Origin of the sequence: Alcanivorax limicola (assembly GCF_019931215.1) — a bacterium.
In the GTDB taxonomy this organism is placed as follows: domain Bacteria; phylum Pseudomonadota; class Gammaproteobacteria; order Pseudomonadales; family Alcanivoracaceae; genus Isoalcanivorax; species Isoalcanivorax limicola.
This window is the reverse complement of record NZ_JAIOUB010000001.1, coordinates 1,242,497-1,259,112: the sequence shown is the minus strand read 5'-3', so window position 1 is coordinate 1,259,112 and position 16,616 is coordinate 1,242,497. Positions and strand designations below refer to the sequence as shown.

Sequence of the window (16,616 nt, the reverse complement as noted above, 5' to 3'; positions counted from 1 at the left end):
GTAATTAATGAAACAGGACATCCAGACCATGCTGCCCTTGCTGTACCGCTGGCACCGCCGGCTCGCCCTGATTGTTGCGCTGCCCGTGGCGTTGTGGGTGATCAGCGGCCTGACCCACCCGCTGATGGCACATGTCTGGACGCCGGACGTGCGCTGGCAGCAGGTTGCTCTGCCAGCGCTGCCGGATGCGCAGTCGGTGATACCGCCACAGCGTCTGCTGGAACGGCATGGCTATACCGCAGTGGATCAGATCAATCTGGTTTACGTGGCCGGGCGCCCGCAATGGCAAGTGGCGGTCTACGGTGAAGCGCAGGCCAATGATCGCTGGCGCGAGGCGCGGCCTCCGGCCAACGTGGCCATCAGCTACTACGATGCCGTCAACGGCATGCCTATCGTGGGCGGCGCGCGCCTGCACGCGATGGCCTTGTCGCGGATTCTTCTGGGCGATGGGCAGGCACAGATCACCGATGTGACACGCCTGGATGATTTCGATCTGCAGTACCGTTTCGTCAATCGCATGCTGCCGGTGCATCGGGTCAGCTTTGATCGCGCCGACGGCATCCAGTTGTACATCGATGTGCTCGGCCAGCGTCTGGCCACGGCGGACAACACCTGGCGCCGCATCGGCCTGTGGACCTTCGCCCAGTTCCATAACTGGCATTTTCTTGGCGAGCGCCATCATCCGCTGCGCCTGGTGGTGATCACGGTACTGATCGGCCTCACCTTTGTCGTGGGGGTCGGCGGGCTCTTGTTGTATGCCCTGCAATGGCGCAAACGCCGCGGGCGCGAAGGACGGGGCGGGGCTCACCGCTGGCATCGTCGTCTCGGGCTGGTCATGGCGCTGGCCATGCTCGGCTTTGCCAGCAGCGGTCTGCATGTGGTGCTCGGCCAGTACCAGAGCGAGGACCATCTGGCCTGGCGCGCCGATACCCGCATGGCCGTCGACGAACTGGCCTTCAACCCCCTGGAAGCGGTCACCCCGCGCACTGTAGGTCTGTCCCAGGCACGCCTGGACGGCGAGCCCATGTGGCAACTGCGCGAGGCCACACCGGAAGGTGATGTGATTCACTACCGCCACGCCATCACCGGCGCGGTGGTGGAGGAGGGCGACCAGGCCTATGCCCTGGAGCTGGCCGCGCGCTGGTTTGGCGAATCAGGCCAGGCCATGCCGCCGGTCGCTTTTACTCGCGCCCTGCCGGATTTCGCCATGGACTATGTCTCGGTCTACAAACGCCTGCCGGTGCAACGCATCGCCCTGCGCGACGGTCCCGTCAGCGTGCTCTTCCTGGAAACCCACACCGGTCATGTGGCCCACCTCACCACCCCTGAAGGCCGCTTGCGCAGCCAGCATTTCATGCACCTGCACAAATTCCACTTCCTCGGCAAACTGGGCCTCAGCGCCCCTGCCCGGGATCTGGTCATCAGCGTTGTGGTGCTGCTTATCCTCGCCCTCGTGGTGCTGGGCACCAGCCTCGTCCTGCGTCCGCGCAAGAAGCGCTGATACTGATCTAATGCAAATGATTCCTATTGACATGTAATTTCTGCGGCTTCACTATTGAGAATAGTTATCAATAGCGATAAGAAGCTGTGCTGTCATGAAGTTCTTTCAACACCCGTATTGGCTGTCGGGCGCCATGCTTGCCGCGCTGGTTGTGCCCGTGGCGACCTATGCCACCGAAACGGCGTGGCTGGATCAGGTGGTCATCACCGGCACCCGCACCGAGCGCAGTGTGATCGACGCGCCCGTGCGCACGGAAGTGGTCACTCGCCAGGAACTGGAGCGCACCCACGCCCGTTCGTTGAAAGAAGCGCTGGAAAATGTCGCCGGGCTGCAGCTGCGCGAGATTCACGGCAAGGCCGGGTATGAAGTCTCCCTGCAAGGCCTGAGCGGCGAGCAGGTGCTGGTACTGGTGGACGGCCTGCGTATTTCGGCCAGCACCGGCTCCACCGTGGATGTCAGCCAACTCGCGCTGACCGAAGTCGAGCGCATCGAGATCGTCAAGGGCGCCACCTCGGCGCAATACGGCAGCGCCGCCATGGGCGGTGTCATCAATGTCATTACCCGCGATGTGACACCGGGCTTCAGTGGCGAGATTCAGGGGGATGTGGGCAGCTACGGCAGCCAGAACCCGTCCGGTAACCGCATTGATGCAGCACGCCGCCATGCCCGCGCCCGGGTGGACACCGGCACCGAGACCTTGCGCTTGCGGCTGGCGGCTGACCGTCTGGAGAGCGACGGTATCACCCCGGTGCCTGGCGGTTGGGCACGCCCCTCGGATGAAGTGGACCGGCAACAGTACGACGCGCGGCTGGAATGGCATCCCTCGCCCGACGGGCGCTTCTATCTGCAAGGCGGACGGTTTACTGAAGACGGCATCAGCCGCGCGTCGGAACAGTTGCCCGGCGGCGTCTTGCTCAACACCAGCAAGACCGAAGCGGTCATTCGCGACCGTTATGTGGCGGGCGGGCGCTGGGCCTGGCCGGGCGGCTTCGCGGTGCAGCTCAATGGCGTGCACGAGCAGTTCAGCGACGACACCCTGAAATATTCCCCCACCGGTCCCTTTGACGACCGCTATGCAGAGATGGACCTGTCCCAGCTTTCGCTGCAAGTGGACAGCCGCTATTACGACGGCATGGATGGCGCTCTGGGCTACAGCTTCCAGATGGGCGGCGACCTGCACCACGAAAGCCTGCGCCAGACCAAGGACGGTGTGTCCGAGCTGGACGGCACGGATCGCGTCAGCCGCCGCAGCGACGAAATCTTTCGCCAGGACACGTTTTTTATTGGCGACGCTCTGGAGCTGGTGCTGGGTGTGCGCCACCAGTACGACAGCGACTTCGGCAGCCATGTCGCCGGTAACGCCGGCGCCCGCTGGCACCTGTGGCGCGGCAGTGACTGGCGCACCACCGCGCGGCTGGGCTGGGGGCAGGGCTACCGCGTGCCCAACCTGAAAGAGCGCTTCTATCTGTTCGATCACAGCCAGCTCGGCTATGTGGTGATCGGCAATCCCGATCTGCAACCGGAGCGCTCGCAGAGCTGGCAATTGGGCACCACTTTTTCCTGGCGCGAGCAATGGGTGCTGGAACTGGGCGTGTTTCATAACGCCCTGCGCAACCTGATTCAGATCGATGCGGATACCGACCCGGTGCCGGGCGGCACTGTGCAGGAGTACCAGTACGACAACGTCGCCCGTGCTATGACACGCGGCGCCGAAGTCGGACTGGACTGGGCCATCGCGCCGCGCCTGAGCCTGCATCTCAACCACACCCATATGCAGACCGAAGACCGCGACAGCGGTCAGCGTCTGACGCGCCGCCCCCGGGATATCAGCCGCGCGGGCATCAATCTGGGCGTCACGGAAACCACCGAACTGACCCTGCGCGGCCGCTACCAGAGTGACGAACTGGCCACCAGCGCCGGGGCGCGCTCGCCAGCCTGGCGCGCACTGGATATCAGTCTGACGCATCAGGCGACGCCAGCACTGAGTGTGCTGGCGGGCGTCGACAACCTGTTTGACACACAACGCGACTTTACCGACCCGGCGGATTTTTCACCGATCGTCGGGCGTTTTATTTATCTCGGCGCGCGTTATCAATTTGGCCAGCGCTGAAGAAGGTGCGGCCTGCAACACAACCGGAGGGAGATCACCATGCAAGACAGAAGAACATTTTCGCACTGGCGTGTGTCGCTGATGGGCGCCGCCGTGATGGCACTGGCTGCCTGCGGCGGCTCATCAGGCAGCAGCACACCGCCGGGTAACGGCGGCGGCGATGAGCAGCCGGATGTCCAGGCGCGCAGCTACGACGCCAGCAGTTATACCGACTGGGTGCATGTGAATCTGGAAAGCGGCGACACCGTGGCCGAAGACGGCGACTGGCACATCGCGCTGCGTCGCACCGAACTGCGTCTGAATGGCGGCGATTCCGGCCCGGGCAATACGGCCGGTGCGCTGGTGGCGGCGCAGGATGATTTCTATGACGGCGACGGCGAGCCGAACAGCAGCGTATTTCTGAATGCCACGCCGGATTCCGAGCTGACTCCCTTGCTGGAAGATTATCCGGCCCCGGCCACTAATGCCTGGATCGTGGACCGCCTCTCCAGTGCTTTCGGCGGCATGAACGACTGGTATCTGTATCAGCACAGCGCACCGCAGTGTGATGCGGGTGCCGGCCTGATTGTGGCCAACCCGGACAAGGGCTGGTTGCTGAAATCCGGTGAAGGCAACAGCTATGCCCGCGTCCGCGCCACCGATATCGTTTTCTGCACCCGCGATGGCAATGGCGTGGAAACCTTTACCTTCGAATTTGATGTGCAGGTGCCGGATTCGGACCAGTTCACCACCGAGGCCACCTTTACCGGCACCTTGCCGCCGGCGGGCGGCGAAGTCTGCTTCGATTTCAACGCTGACGAGATTGTGGATTGCACCGGCAACGCCTGGGATATCAAGGCCGGTTTTTCTGGCATGAACTTCTTCCTGCGCAGCAATAGCGGCGACAGCGGCGACGGCGCCGGTGGCGTATTCGGCCCGCATGACTGGGCGGACCTGGCCACCTGGCAGAGCGCGACCATCGACCCCGACAGCGGCGAGCCGATTCCGGCACAGCTTTATGCCGCCGACAGCAGCAGCGGCATCTTCGCGCAGCAAAGCTGGTACGCCTACAACCTGCAGGGCAACCACCGCCTGTGGCCGAACTACCGCGTCTACCGCATTGATACCGATCGCAATGACGACGACGCACCGCAATTCCAGTTGCAGGTCACCGGCTACTACAGCGAAGGCGGTGCCAGTGGCCACCCGCGCCTGCGCTGGCGGCAGCTTGATCTTGACGAAACCCAGGACCATACCCAGGACCATACCCAGGAGTAGCCCCATGACGCACACAGCGACTCAAGAAACAACCCAGGCAACAGCAACCCGTGCGTCAGAACAACGTGACGCCCTGCAGTCGGCGTGGCGCGCGCTGCGCGAGACACAGCCCCGGCTGCGCATCCGCAATGCGGCGGCAATGCTCGGCGTCAGTGAGCTGGAACTGCTGCTGACCGAACCGGAAGACGTGGTGATACGGCTGCAACCGGCGTTTACGGAAATCTATCCGTCCCTGTCGTTGCTCGGTCGCATCATGACGCTGGCGCGCAACGATGAAGTCGTGCACGAAACCACCGGCCAGATGAGCAAGTTCAGTGTCATGGAAGGCGGCCGCATGGGGTTGTGCCTGGGCGAAATCGACCTGCGCGTGTTTTTCTCGCACTGGGGCCATGCCTGTGCCGTAACGGAAGCCGGGCCGAAAGGCCCGCGCCACAGCCTGCAAATGTTCGATCACAGCGGCCAGGCCGTGCACAAGGTGTACGCCACCGGGGAAACGGACATGGCGGCCTGGGCAGCACTGGTGGCGCGTTTTCGTGCGGCGGATGCGGATCAGCGCCCGGCGCTGGCGCTGCAACCCGCGCCCGTCTTCCACCGCAAGCCGTCATTGCCCGATCCGCAGCCATTGCGCGACGAATGGGCGGCCATCACCGATGTGCATCAATTCCACGACATGCTGCGACGCCACGGGCTGGATCGTCTGACGGCGCTGCAGCAGGTGGGCGAGCCCTGGGCGCGCCCGGTGGCCCAGGGCAGCATCGAAAGTGTGCTCAACAGTGTTGCGGAAATCGGCACGCCAATCATGGCGTTTGTCGGCAATCGCGGCATCGTGCAGATCTATACCGGGCGCGTGCATCGGCTGTTGTCCACGGGCGAATGGTTCAACGTGCTCGATCCACATTTCAATCTGCATATGCGCACCGGCGAGATGACACAGGTGTGGGTGGTGCGGCGGCCTTCCGAAGACGGCGACATCACCTCACTTGATGCCTTCAATGCAGATGGCGAACTGGTGCTCAGCCTGTTCGGTGAGCGCAAGCCGGGCAAAGCCGAACTGCCTGCCTGGCGCGACCTGCTGGCGCAGATTGAGACAGCGTCGTGACTAGTGAGGCTATGAGTGACGCCATCAGTGACACCATCAGTGACATTATGAAAAGCCGCCCCGCGAAGCGCACGGTCGTCGCTGTGCGGGTTCCTTTGTTACTGGCCTGCCTGCTGCTGGCGCCACCGGCGCTGGCGCAGCGCCTGGTGGTCGCCGGCGGTGCGGTGACGGAAATGGTTTACGCCCTGGGGGCGCAAGATCAATTGATCGCTGTGGACGACACCAGTGTCTGGCCGCCCGCCGCGCGCGCCCTGCCGAAAATCGGTTATGTGCGCGAGCTGCCGGTGGAAGGGATCGTCTCGTTGCGCCCGGACAAGGTACTGGTGTCGGCGGACGAAGCGGGCCCCGCACGTACCCTGCGTCAGCTTGAGCGGGTCACGACGGTCGTGCCCATTACAGCGACCAACTCACCGGAGGGTGTGCTGGCCCGGGCACAGCAGGTGGCGAAAGAAACCGGCCGCGTCGAAGCAGGTGCGGCCCTGGTGGCGGAACTGCAAGCGGCCTTTGCGCGCATCAACGAACGCTTGCCGTTGGCGCAGCCGCCCCGGGTGTTGTGCCTGCTGTCTGCAGGGGGGCACGGCGTGCGCCTGGCCGGCCAGGACACCAAGGCACAGGCGCTGCTGGACAGCCTGGGGTTGCCCAACGCGGTCCGCGACCAGCGTGGTTACCGGCCCCTGAGCAGCGAGGCGTTGCTGGCGCTGGCCCCTGATATGGTGATCATCGCAGAAGCCCGGCCAGGGGAATTCCGTGCCGACGACTGGCCTGCACTGGCCATGACGCCTGCCGGGCGCGCGGGCCGCATTCTGGTGGCCGACAGCATGTTGCTGCTGGGCTTCGGCCCGCGCTTGCCGGAAGCCATGACGCAGGTGCTGGATGTGGCCAGCGGGGCAGGCGAGGCCGACGTCGAGATTGAGCGTGAAGGTGGTATGGCGTGGTCCCGATAACCGGACGACTGCCGGTGCGCCCGACGTTTGCGGTGTTGTTGGCGTTGTTGTTGCTCGGCGCCTTGCTGGCATTGCGCACCGGCCCCATGCCACTGACCACGGCGGATGTCTGGCAGGGATTGTTTGCCACGGACGCCGAAGCCACCGTGCAACTGGTGGTGCGCGAACTGCGCCTGCCGCGCCTGCTGCTGGCGATGCTGGTTGGCGCAGCACTGGCGGTGGCCGGAGCGCTGCTGCAGGGCCTGTTTCGCAATCCGCTGGCGGACCCCGGGCTGATCGGTATTTCCAGTGGCGCCGCATTGGGCGCGGTCAGTGTCATTGTGCTGGGCGAGCGCCTGTTTGCGCGCTGGGATATGGCGGTGCCGGGGCTGGCCTTGCCATTGGCGGCCTTTGCCTGCGCCTTGCTGACCACGGCGGTGATCTGGCGCATTGGCAGTCGCCAGGGCGTGACCCATGTGGCCATGCTGCTGCTCGCCGGGATCGCCATCAATGCCATCGCCATGGCCGGGGTGGGCGTGCTCACCTTCGTTGCCGATGACGGTCAGTTGCGCACCCTGACGTTCTGGACCATGGGCAGCCTGGCGCAGGCCGACTGGCGAGACCTGCGTCTGGTGGCGCCCTGGATACTGCTGGTGCTGCTGGCCATGCCGGCGCTGGCGCGCGCCCTGAATGCGGTGCTGCTGGGCGAATCCGTAGCGATGCATCTGGGCCATGACGTGGACAGGCTGAAGCGGCGCATCGTCGTGATGTGTGCCCTGGCCGTGGGTGCCGCCGTGTCGGTGTCCGGGTTGATCGGCTTTGTCGGATTGGTGGCACCGCATCTGGTGCGCCTGACCCTGGGCGTGGATCACCGCATGCTGCTGCCCGCATCAGCGTTACTGGGCGCCGTGTTGCTGGTGCTGGCGGATACCGCCGCACGGCTGATCGTCGCCCCGGCAGAATTTCCCATCGGCCTGATGATGGCGCTGATTGGGGGGCCTTTTTTTCTGGCGCTGTTGATGCGCCGCTTCTGATGAGCGTCTGACCTATGAATAATGCGTCGACAACACGCCTGCCCAACCCCGTGCTTCAGGCGCGCGACATCTCGCTGGTGCGCAATGGCCAGCGCTTGCTCAACAACGTTTCCCTGCGCGTACACGCTGGCGAGCGCGTTATGCTGCTGGGGCCCAACGGTGCGGGCAAGTCGACGCTGCTGCGCGTGCTGTCGGGCGAATGGGCGGCGCAATCCGGTGACATTCGCCTGTGCGGAGAGCCCCTGGCGGCGTTGCCGCTTGCCGTGCTGGCACGTCGCCGCGCCGTCATGCCACAACAGGTGACGCTGAGTTTTCCGATGCTGGCGGAAGAGGTTGTGGCACAGGGGCTGCCGGGCCGAGAGGCCGGCAACAGTGCGCACCCGTCCGTGGCCCCGCAGATGGCCTGGTGCGATGTCGGCCATCTGGCCGGGCGGTTGTACACCAGCTTGTCCGGCGGTGAGCAGCAGCGCGTGCAACTGGCGCGCGTGCTGGTGCAACTGCGGGCCATGTCCGGCGAGCGACTATTGCTGCTGGACGAAGCCACCTCGGCGCTGGACCCGGCGCAACAATATCGCTTGATGTCGCAACTGGCCGCGCTGGCTCAGCAGGAAAACACCGCACTGATCATGGCGTGCCACGACCTGTCCCTGGCTGCGGCCTATGGCAGCCGCATTCTGTTGCTGGCAGATGGCGAATGCGTCGCCGACGGGCCGCCGGAAAGTGTGCTGACAAAAGATAATCTGGCATCCGTATATGGCCTGGATGCGTGCCTGGATACACGCGGCCCACTGATGCAGGTGCGTGTCCATGGAGTCTGTCCATCGCGTCATGCTTCGCGCGATGCGTCGCGCGCTTCCGCGTAGCCCATCAGCACTTCCGTGTGTTCAACGTGTGTTGAACCGGCGGAAATAGCTTCTGGCCGCTGCGTTGACGTGAGGCGCCAATAACAGCGAGGCAACCATGGTGGGGATTGCCATCACCGCATACATGCCGTCGATCAGCCCCAGCACCATATCCAGCGATACCACGCTGCCAATCAAAATCAGTGCGCCATAAAACCAGATGTAATGATGCTGATGTTCGGCGCCCAGCAAAAAGCCCAGACACTTGCTGCCGTAGTACCAGAACGTCATTACCGTGCTCAGGCTCAGCAGCGTCACCATGAGCGCCAGCAGCGGCCCACCCAGGACCGGCATCACCGATGAAAAGGCATCCAGCGTCAACGACACGCCCTTGCTGTCCGTATCCACCCAGGCGCCGGTGACAATCACCACCAGCGCCGTGCAGGTGCAGATCAGCAGCGTATCAATCACCGGCCCGAGCATCGCCACCAGCCCCTCGCGCACCGGCTCCCGCGTGCGCGCAGCACCATGTGCCATGACCTCGGTGCCGATACCGGCCTCATTGGAAAACGCGCCGCGCCGCACGCCCTCCATGACCACCGCGCCCAGAATACCCCCGGCGACCGCCTGCCCGCTGAAGGCATCCGTAAAAATCAGCGCGAAAGCGGCGGGAATGGCAGACACATGCTGGCTGAGTACCGTCACGGTCATGCCCATATAGAGCAGCACCATGGCGGGCACCAGCCGCGAGGTGACCAGGCCGACCCGTTGAATACGCCCGGCTACCACCACCCAGACCAGCGCCAGAATCACTACGCCGCTGAACAGATCAAAACGAAAACTGTTGTCGGCGCTGACCCAGCCCGCTGGTTCCGCCACCACTTCCCGGAGCGTCTGTACCAGCTGATTGACCTGAAACACCGGCAAGGTGCCAACCAACCCGGCCACGGCAAACAGGGTTGCCAGCGGCCACCAGCCTTTGCCCAGCCCCTCACGCACCACATACATGGGCCCGCCCTGCAAGGCACCGGCACTGTCGCGGCCGCGATACATGATCGCCAGGCTGCAGGTATAGAACTTGGTGGCAACGCCGACCACGGCCGTCACCCACATCCAGAACACCGCGCCGGGGCCACCGGCGGTAATCGCCACCGCCACCCCGGCAATATTGCCCAGCCCGAGCGTGCCGGACAGGGCGGTGCTCAGGGCACGAAAGTGGGAGATGTCGCCTGCATCCTTTTCCGCATCATCGGGATCATCATGTTTGCCACGCAGGATGCCCAGCGCATGGCCGAAGTGGCGATAGGGCAGCAGTCGGGAATAGATCAGAAAGAAGATGCCGCCGCCCACCAGTAGCAGCACCAGCGGCGGGCCCCACATGAAAGTCGCGAAGCTGCTCAGTGCCGCTTCAATCCGGTCATGCAGCTGCATCAGCGTTGTGGCAGCCTCAGTGCTGGCTTCGGTGTCGGTTTGCGCACCGGCTTGCGTATCAACAGTCCCATCCATGGGCAATAACCCTACCACTCCCTGCGCCGGTTTTCTCTTGGTGTGGTTGAGCGGGTTACGTCCTTCCTCGAACTAACGCGCCTGAGTAATCCAGCGATCCAGCGCGTTGGCGAAAGTCTGCTTGTCTTTGCCGTCCATGGGCGGCGGCCCGCCACTGGCCAGCCCGGCACCGCGCATTTCCTCCATGAAGTTGCGCATCGTCAGACGCTGACTGATGTTGTCCGGCGTATAAAGCTCACCGCGCGGATTCAGCGCCGCCGCCCCGACCTCAATGGTGCGAGCCGCCAGCGGGATGTCCGCGGTGATGACCAGATCCCCGGCAGCTACCTGTTCGGCAATGTAGTCATCGGCCTCATCAAAGCCCCCGGGCACCTGAATGGCCCGGATCAGATTGCCCGGCGGCGTGCGCTGTGGCTGGTTGGCCACCAGGATCATCGGCATCTGGACCCGCTGAGCGGCGCGGAACAGCACCTCGCGGATCATGTTGGGACAGGCGTCGGCATCAACCCAGATTGTCGGCATGGCAGTTCTTCGTATCGCAGGGGTAGGGGCCATGATGCACTACCACTGGCGCTTCTGCGAAGGGTCATGTACACTGCGCGCGCTTTGATGGCAGATACCACTGCGCAGCCATACACAGTTTCCGAGCGCAGACAGCCTGCCCCGTGTCAGTTCGCTGACATCGTGCCCCGTCCTGGCCCATTCCCCTATCCTCGTGATACGGCTCGGGCTTCTTACGGGAAGCCTGGTGAGAAGATTCCGACCCCATGCACTGCGTGCAGGTTTGTTGGATGAAATCTTTATATTTTGCACAACAGCGCATGGCGCGAGCCTGACTGCGCAAGGTGAATCATGTCTGATCAAACCGCTATCCCGGCGTTCGACGCTCTGGGTCTCGATACCGTTGTCCTCAAGGCCATCGGTGAAATGGGTTATACAACCCCGTCTTCCATTCAGGAAGCCATTATCCCGCTGATCATGGGCGGCCGCGATGTTATCGGCCAGGCTCAGACCGGCACCGGCAAGACAGCGGCATTTGCCTTGCCGCTGATTTCCCGTTTCGGCAACACCCAGGCGCAGGCGGTACAGGTGCTGGTGCTCGCACCGACCCGTGAACTGGCGCTGCAGGTAACCGAATCCTTTGAAAACTACGGCAAACACGCCAGCAACCTGCGCGTGATTTCGCTGTGTGGTGGCATGGACTACCGGCCCCAGAACAAGGCACTGCGTGATGGCGTGCAGATCGTAGTCGGCACCCCCGGCCGCGTTGTCGACCATCTCAAGCGCGGCACCCTGCGTCTGGACACCTTGCAGTGTCTGGTGCTGGATGAAGCCGACGAAATGCTGCGCATGGGCTTTATTGATGACGTGGAATGGGTCATGGAACAGACGCCGAAGGCCTGTCAGGTCGCGTTGCTGTCTGCCACCATGCCGCCGCCGATTCGCAAGCTGGCCCAGCGCTTTCTGAAAGATCCGCAGGAAATTACCGTGTCCACCAAGACGGCCACGGTGGCGCTGATCAAACAGCGTTACCTGTTCATCAATCAGCGCGACAAACTGGATGCGCTGGTACGGGTTCTGGAAACAGAAACCTTTGAAGGGGTGATTCTGTTTGCCCGCACCAAGGAAAGCACGGTCGAGCTGGCCGAGTTCCTGCGCAACGCCGGTTTCCGCGCTACCGCCCTCAATGGCGATATGGCACAGGCCCAGCGCGAACAGGTGGTCGAGCAGATCAAGAACGGCCGCATCGACATTCTGGTTGCCACCGATGTGGTCGCCCGGGGTCTGGATGTGCCGCGTATTTCCATGGTGTTGAACTACGACATTCCGTTCGATGGCGAAACCTACGTGCACCGGATTGGCCGTACCGGCCGTGCGGGCCGCGAAGGCGATGCCATCCTGTTCGTGACGCCGCGTGAAAAACGCATGCTGATGAGCATCGAACGCCTGACCCGCCAGAAAGTCACGGAAATGACGCTGCCTAACGCTGCTGCGATCAACGCTGCGCGTCAGCGCAAGTTCATTGCACGTCTGACTGACGCCATGACGGCGGGCGAGAAAGACGGCAAGGCAGAAAAATTCCGCGAACTGATGGAGCTCTGCCACAAGGAAACCGGCGCCGAAATGGTGGATATCGCTGCAGCACTGGCACGTATCAGCCAGGGCGACGCGCCGCTGTTTGCTGACGACAAGCCGGCACCGGTAGTGCGTCTGAAGCGCCCTGAGCGTGACAGCCGTGAGCCGCGTGGCCGTAGCAATGACAGCCGTGGCCGCGAGGCACGTGCCGGTGGCCGCGAAGATCGCGCACCGCGTGCGCCACGCGCGCCAACCACGCCGGATGCGGGCATGGTGCGTTATCGCATCGAAGTGGGCCGCACCCACGGGGTCAAGCCCGCCAATATCGTGGGCGCCATTGCCAATGAAGCCAAGCTGACCAGTGGCAATATTGGCCGCATTGATATCTTCCCGGAACACAGCACCGTGGACCTGCCGGAATCCATGCCGTCCTCTGCCCTGACGCACCTGAAAAAGGTTTGGGTAGCGGGTCAGCAGATGAATATCCGCCAGGACGGTCCGGCAGCAGCGCGGGCGCCGAAAGCCCGCCGCGCTAATGGCTGATTGCGCGGTAGCTGACGTAGCACGTAAGACAAGTACGTAAAGCAGTACAAAAAAAGGCGCCCTAGGGCGCCTTTTTCATGTCTGCCGTCTGAGCACGCCTGCGTTACAGGTTCTCGAAGCGGTTGATATCGAAGATCCCCGCCTGAATGGGCTGATGCTCGGCCTGCCATGCCGTGAAGTCATGCAGGATATCCCAGAAGTCCGGGTGTGTTCTGCGCACGCCCCAGTGCGCCACGACGCCCCGGAAATCCTCTTCGCTTTCTGCGGCACCCAGATGGCGGCTGAATTGCTCCACCTCATTGGCGGCTACATCGAACATGAAGTTCGGGTAACTGCCCATGATGCCGGGGTAAACCACCAGGTAATCCCGATCCGGCTCATAACGCCGTTCTTCGCCAAGCATGAAGGCGACATTCGTGTGCGCGCGGTTGCGCACCAGCGAGTACACCGTGCGCTCGCCGTCTTCACCGGTCACCCGCAGGAAACTGACATCCGGAAGATGCTTGATGCCCGGCATGTGACTGGCGCGCACAGCCGCCAGATGCGACAACGCAAGATCGGTCTGCATGATCCATGCGGGTTGATCGCGCCGCCCGCAGTCGTCCTTGTTGCAGCGATTCAGCCGGTCTTCCGCCATGACGTTGATGTCGGAAAAATGTTCCAGCAAGCGCACACCCAGTTCCTGCTTCGCGGCACCACTTTGAAAGGATTCTGCCGAGGGCGTCTTGTCATCCAGTGGCGCATAGGTGACATGCGTCTTCAGCTTGCCGCTGCCACGATACCAGTCATCCCGTTCCGCCCGTCGTACATCCGGGGGCAGCAAGCGCAGGAAATTATATTCCGAACCGTTGCGGATCAGATCAAAATACAGCCGCGTCTGCACCTGATGTGCCGCGTTGCCGAATACATTGAAATTGACCACCAGCTCATAATAAGTGCGTTCAAACAGCGGGTAATCCATCCACCAGATGGTTTGCGGCACCGGCCCGATCAGGCCCCGCTCCACGGTGGCGCTGTCATGGTGGCGGAAAATGCTCAACAGCGCGTTGGTGTTTTCGCCGTCACCATCCCAGATATGCGCGACCGACGCGCCGTCAGGATGTGCTTCGCGGTAGGCATCGGTGCGCAACGCCTGGTAGGTGTTGCGCTTCTTCAGGTATTCGTGCCAGTGCTTGCCTGCGGCGAGTAGATTGTCATCCTGCCCGGGCATCCCCAGTAGCGGCGCCACCAGGTTGTAGTAAGCACCGTCGGTAATGAACAGATCGTCCTCCGGGTCCTGGAACAGGGCCCAGAAATGATCCCGTATCACATCTGTGGCGATCTGCCCCCGGCAAACCGGGCCGCGAATAAAGGTGCGAGTAAAATACTCGGCATGGTCCAGCATGAACTGGTACCGCGCCCGTGCCGGTATGGCTGCGAAGGTGACAAACGGATTGGCGCGCTCTGCGTAGCCATAACCCGGCAGGGTGTCCATGGGCCAGTCTTCGGCAAAGAACAACGATTCGATACGCGCCATCATCGCGTCACCCACCGGCAGTACGATATGCCGCTTGTGCACAATGCTGCCGGAGACCGGTCGCAGGCGATAATAAACGGGGCCGTCCGGCGGATCGTTGGGCCGCGCTGTGGCAATCGGCACGATAGCTTCGCCAGGCGGTGTAGCCGAGCGGATCATCTCGAAGAACCGGGGGGCAGCGTCTTGCGCGGTGTCGCTGTGCAAATCCTCAAAATACAGATGCGCCAGGAACATATGCTCGAACAGCCAGCGTGATACCAGCTGCGCGCGCTTGTTGTCCCGATTGAGGAATGCTTCCCACTCATCAATAACCGCTTGTTCGTCCCCGCTGATGTCTGTCGATGTATCCGGCACCTGTGCGCCCTGATTCAACCATCCGGCAATCAGCGAGAACTCTTTATTGGTCAGGCCCGTGACGGCCAGCGGCATGCCCTCCTGCGGATGCTTTTTGGCATAGCGCTCGAAATCTTCGCTGGCCTCGCAGCTGTTCTGGCGTGTGATACCGAGCTCAATGTTGTCGGGTAAACGGGTGTTGGGCGGCAGCGGGCGTTGCTTGCCCAGCGCCACCATGTTGTACAGCAGCGCGCGATGATCCTCTCCACCCTCCAGCACCGAATGGAAGCCCAGTGCGCGCCAGGCGTCTTCGCCCTCCGCATCAATGCCGAGGCGTGTCGGTGTCTGGGCTCTGGTGCGTGTGCCGTTGTAGGCTTCTTCCGCATGGCCACCACGAACCAGGCCCTCAGCGGTTTCCAGTTTCAGTTGGCAGGGCGCGTCATAGCAGCTGTGGCAGCTCAGGCATTTGCTTTCCAGAATCGGACGTATGTCGTCATGGAAAGACACGTCCCGGCTGACGGGAGCGGGCAGGGGGACCGGTTCCGGTGCGCGCGCGCCGGGGTCTGAGCAAGCGGCGAGTGCGAAAAGCAGGGCTGTGAGCCAGGCAAGGCGCCCGTTTATACGTGCTGCTGCGTGTCGGAGCAGGGTTCTGAAATCCATGACATGTCGCTCCCGCTGTCGTCTGTCCTTTGAATTATGCGGTTCATCCTAAGCGGAAGACTTTGCAGGGGCCATGTATCAGCGCTGTATTAGACGAAATTTTGCGCTGTTTTATACCGTCACAGCCGATCAGATCACATCACTTCACATCACGCCAAGCCAGCCGATCATCAACGCGAGCACGGCGCCAGCCGTCAGCTTGTCGCGCAGATTGCGGTACCAGGGCGGCAGAATGGTTTCAAACAGCGTCTGGTCCAGCGTCCAGGCCAGCACCAGCCCGGCAGCCACCAGTGGCAGCCCCAACGCGGGCGGCGCCAGCAGCATCGGCGTGGCCATCGCCACAGGCATGATGCTCCAGATGATGCCGCCCGGCGTCATACGCTCATCCGCGATACCAAAACCGAAATGAATGGCGCCGACAAAACAGAAAATCAGTGCGCCGTAGGCCAGCAGCACCTCCCCCGGCCAGTGGAGCGCCGGCCAGGTCCAGATGATCAACGTCAGTGTCACAAATGGAATCAGCCCGGCATAGCCGAGCCGATGAATCCAGTGGTGGGTCAAGGCAATCACAGCCACTCCATGGTCATCGCCAGATTGATGCAGGAGACGGCTAGCGCCAGCGTCGCAATGGCAAGGGCCAGATAGGTGAGCCCCATGAAGTCGTGCGCCTCCCCCGGTGGCGGTGCGGCACTGTTCAGGCGACCCAGTGTCGGATCGCTGATGCGCTGCAGTAGCGCCAGCATTTCTGCCACCTGGTCTTCGTTGAACCGGTAAGGATCAAAATGATCAAAACCGAACGCCTTGACCGTCATCATGACTTCGCGGGCGGCCGGCACATACTTCATGGACCATTCATTGAAGGTGCGCACCTCGATATTCCGCACGCTCAGCACGCGCACGTCCTTGTGCCGGGAATCGGCGCTGATGCGCGTGAACAGTGACTCCACCGCCTCGCGCTCACCTTCAATGCACTGGAAGAAGTTGCCATCGCCGTAGAACAGCACGCCCACCAGGCCTTGCCGGGGGTTGTTCTGACGGGATTTCAACAGAATGCGCGCAACATGCGGCTCAACACCGTTTTCTCGCGGACCGGCCTCGAACGTTGCCCTGCTTATATAGACGATCTGAATCAGTTCGCTCATGGCCCCACCCAATTTGCATCCATTCGTTATGGAAACATTGGGTGGGGCAGGGGAGCGTGAATGTGAAGGGTTGG

13 protein-coding genes are annotated in these 16,616 nt (G+C 62.7%); 8 read left to right on the top strand and 5 right to left on the bottom strand.

Features of this window, described 5'->3' with window-relative positions:
* Positions 1–7 precede the first annotated feature (7 nt).
* From K8B33_RS05570 to K8B33_RS05540, 7 genes are all read left to right on the top strand, one after another.
* Positions 8–1,501 carry a PepSY domain-containing protein gene (locus K8B33_RS05570; RefSeq protein WP_223424238.1) on the top strand — a complete coding sequence of 498 codons (1,494 nt, stop codon included), beginning with the start codon at positions 8–10 and terminating at the stop codon, positions 1,499–1,501.
* 94 nt (positions 1,502–1,595) lie between these two features.
* Positions 1,596–3,611, top strand: a complete 2,016-nt coding sequence (locus K8B33_RS05565) for a TonB-dependent receptor plug domain-containing protein (RefSeq protein WP_223424235.1) — start codon at positions 1,596–1,598, stop codon at positions 3,609–3,611.
* Between the two features lie 39 nt (positions 3,612–3,650).
* On the top strand, positions 3,651–4,868 hold the full coding sequence (locus tag K8B33_RS05560; RefSeq protein ID WP_223424233.1) for an HmuY family protein: 1,218 nt from the start codon (positions 3,651–3,653) through the stop codon (positions 4,866–4,868).
* Positions 4,869–4,872: 4 nt separating this feature from the next.
* Complete coding sequence (locus K8B33_RS05555) at positions 4,873–5,967, top strand: hemin-degrading factor (RefSeq protein ID WP_223424231.1); 1,095 nt, start codon at positions 4,873–4,875, stop codon at positions 5,965–5,967.
* Positions 5,968–5,978: 11 nt separating this feature from the next.
* On the top strand, positions 5,979–6,911 hold the full coding sequence (locus K8B33_RS05550) for a heme/hemin ABC transporter substrate-binding protein (RefSeq protein WP_223424229.1): 933 nt from the start codon (positions 5,979–5,981) through the stop codon (positions 6,909–6,911).
* Positions 6,899–7,924: a FecCD family ABC transporter permease gene (locus K8B33_RS05545; RefSeq protein ID WP_223424226.1), complete on the top strand. Its 1,026-nt coding sequence runs from the start codon at positions 6,899–6,901 to the stop codon at positions 7,922–7,924. The genes K8B33_RS05550 and K8B33_RS05545 overlap by 13 nt, the downstream gene beginning before the upstream one ends.
* A 14-nt stretch (positions 7,925–7,938) precedes the next feature.
* Positions 7,939–8,787, top strand: coding sequence for a heme ABC transporter ATP-binding protein (locus K8B33_RS05540; protein ID WP_223424223.1), 849 nt, complete (start codon positions 7,939–7,941; stop codon positions 8,785–8,787).
* A 21-nt stretch (positions 8,788–8,808) separates the two neighbouring features.
* Here the strand turns inward: K8B33_RS05540 and K8B33_RS05535 are convergent, their stop codons facing one another.
* Positions 8,809–10,272 carry an alanine/glycine:cation symporter family protein gene (locus K8B33_RS05535; RefSeq protein WP_223424221.1) on the bottom strand — a complete coding sequence of 488 codons (1,464 nt, stop codon included), beginning with the start codon at positions 10,270–10,272 and terminating at the stop codon, positions 8,809–8,811.
* A gap of 72 nt (positions 10,273–10,344) precedes the next feature.
* Positions 10,345–10,794 carry a YaiI/YqxD family protein gene (locus K8B33_RS05530; protein ID WP_223424219.1) on the bottom strand — a complete coding sequence of 150 codons (450 nt, stop codon included), beginning with the start codon at positions 10,792–10,794 and terminating at the stop codon, positions 10,345–10,347.
* Positions 10,795–11,124: 330 nt separating this feature from the next.
* On the opposite strand from K8B33_RS05530, the gene K8B33_RS05525 reads away from it, so the two are divergent.
* Entirely contained in the window at positions 11,125–12,891 is a 1,767-nt protein-coding gene (locus K8B33_RS05525; RefSeq protein WP_223424217.1) for a DEAD/DEAH box helicase, read from the top strand.
* A 103-nt stretch (positions 12,892–12,994) separates the two neighbouring features.
* Here K8B33_RS05525 and K8B33_RS05520 read toward each other — a convergent pair whose 3' ends face one another.
* From K8B33_RS05520 to K8B33_RS05510, 3 genes are all read right to left on the bottom strand, one after another.
* The gene (locus tag K8B33_RS05520) at positions 12,995–15,400 is read right to left on the bottom strand and encodes a fatty acid cis/trans isomerase (RefSeq protein WP_223424214.1); all 2,406 of its coding nucleotides are present in this window, start codon (positions 15,398–15,400) and stop codon (positions 12,995–12,997) included.
* A 144-nt stretch (positions 15,401–15,544) separates the two neighbouring features.
* Entirely contained in the window at positions 15,545–15,970 is a 426-nt protein-coding gene (locus K8B33_RS05515) for a DUF3429 domain-containing protein (protein WP_223424212.1), read from the bottom strand.
* Positions 15,967–16,542, bottom strand: coding sequence for a BLUF domain-containing protein (locus K8B33_RS05510; protein ID WP_223424210.1), 576 nt, complete (start codon positions 16,540–16,542; stop codon positions 15,967–15,969). The genes K8B33_RS05515 and K8B33_RS05510 overlap by 4 nt, the downstream gene beginning before the upstream one ends.
* Between the last annotated feature and the right edge of the window lie 74 nt (positions 16,543–16,616).

Bases quoted from the DNA above. Each gene is read 5' to 3' on its own strand.
- K8B33_RS05520 (WP_223424214.1), bottom strand. From the start codon at position 15,400: ATGGATTTCAGAACCCTGCTCCGACACGCAGCAGCACGTATAAACGGG.
- K8B33_RS05555 (WP_223424231.1), top strand. From the start codon at position 4,873: ATGACGCACACAGCGACTCAAGAAACAACCCAGGCAACAGCAACCCGT.
- K8B33_RS05560 (WP_223424233.1), top strand. From the start codon at position 3,651: ATGCAAGACAGAAGAACATTTTCGCACTGGCGTGTGTCGCTGATGGGC.
- K8B33_RS05565 (WP_223424235.1), top strand. From the start codon at position 1,596: ATGAAGTTCTTTCAACACCCGTATTGGCTGTCGGGCGCCATGCTTGCC.
- K8B33_RS05530 (WP_223424219.1), bottom strand. From the start codon at position 10,794: ATGCCGACAATCTGGGTTGATGCCGACGCCTGTCCCAACATGATCCGC.
- K8B33_RS05535 (WP_223424221.1), bottom strand. From the start codon at position 10,272: ATGGATGGGACTGTTGATACGCAAGCCGGTGCGCAAACCGACACCGAA.
- K8B33_RS05510 (WP_223424210.1), bottom strand. From the start codon at position 16,542: ATGAGCGAACTGATTCAGATCGTCTATATAAGCAGGGCAACGTTCGAG.
- K8B33_RS05540 (WP_223424223.1), top strand. From the start codon at position 7,939: ATGAATAATGCGTCGACAACACGCCTGCCCAACCCCGTGCTTCAGGCG.
- K8B33_RS05525 (WP_223424217.1), top strand. From the start codon at position 11,125: ATGTCTGATCAAACCGCTATCCCGGCGTTCGACGCTCTGGGTCTCGAT.
- K8B33_RS05570 (WP_223424238.1), top strand. From the start codon at position 8: ATGAAACAGGACATCCAGACCATGCTGCCCTTGCTGTACCGCTGGCAC.
- K8B33_RS05550 (WP_223424229.1), top strand. From the start codon at position 5,979: ATGAGTGACGCCATCAGTGACACCATCAGTGACATTATGAAAAGCCGC.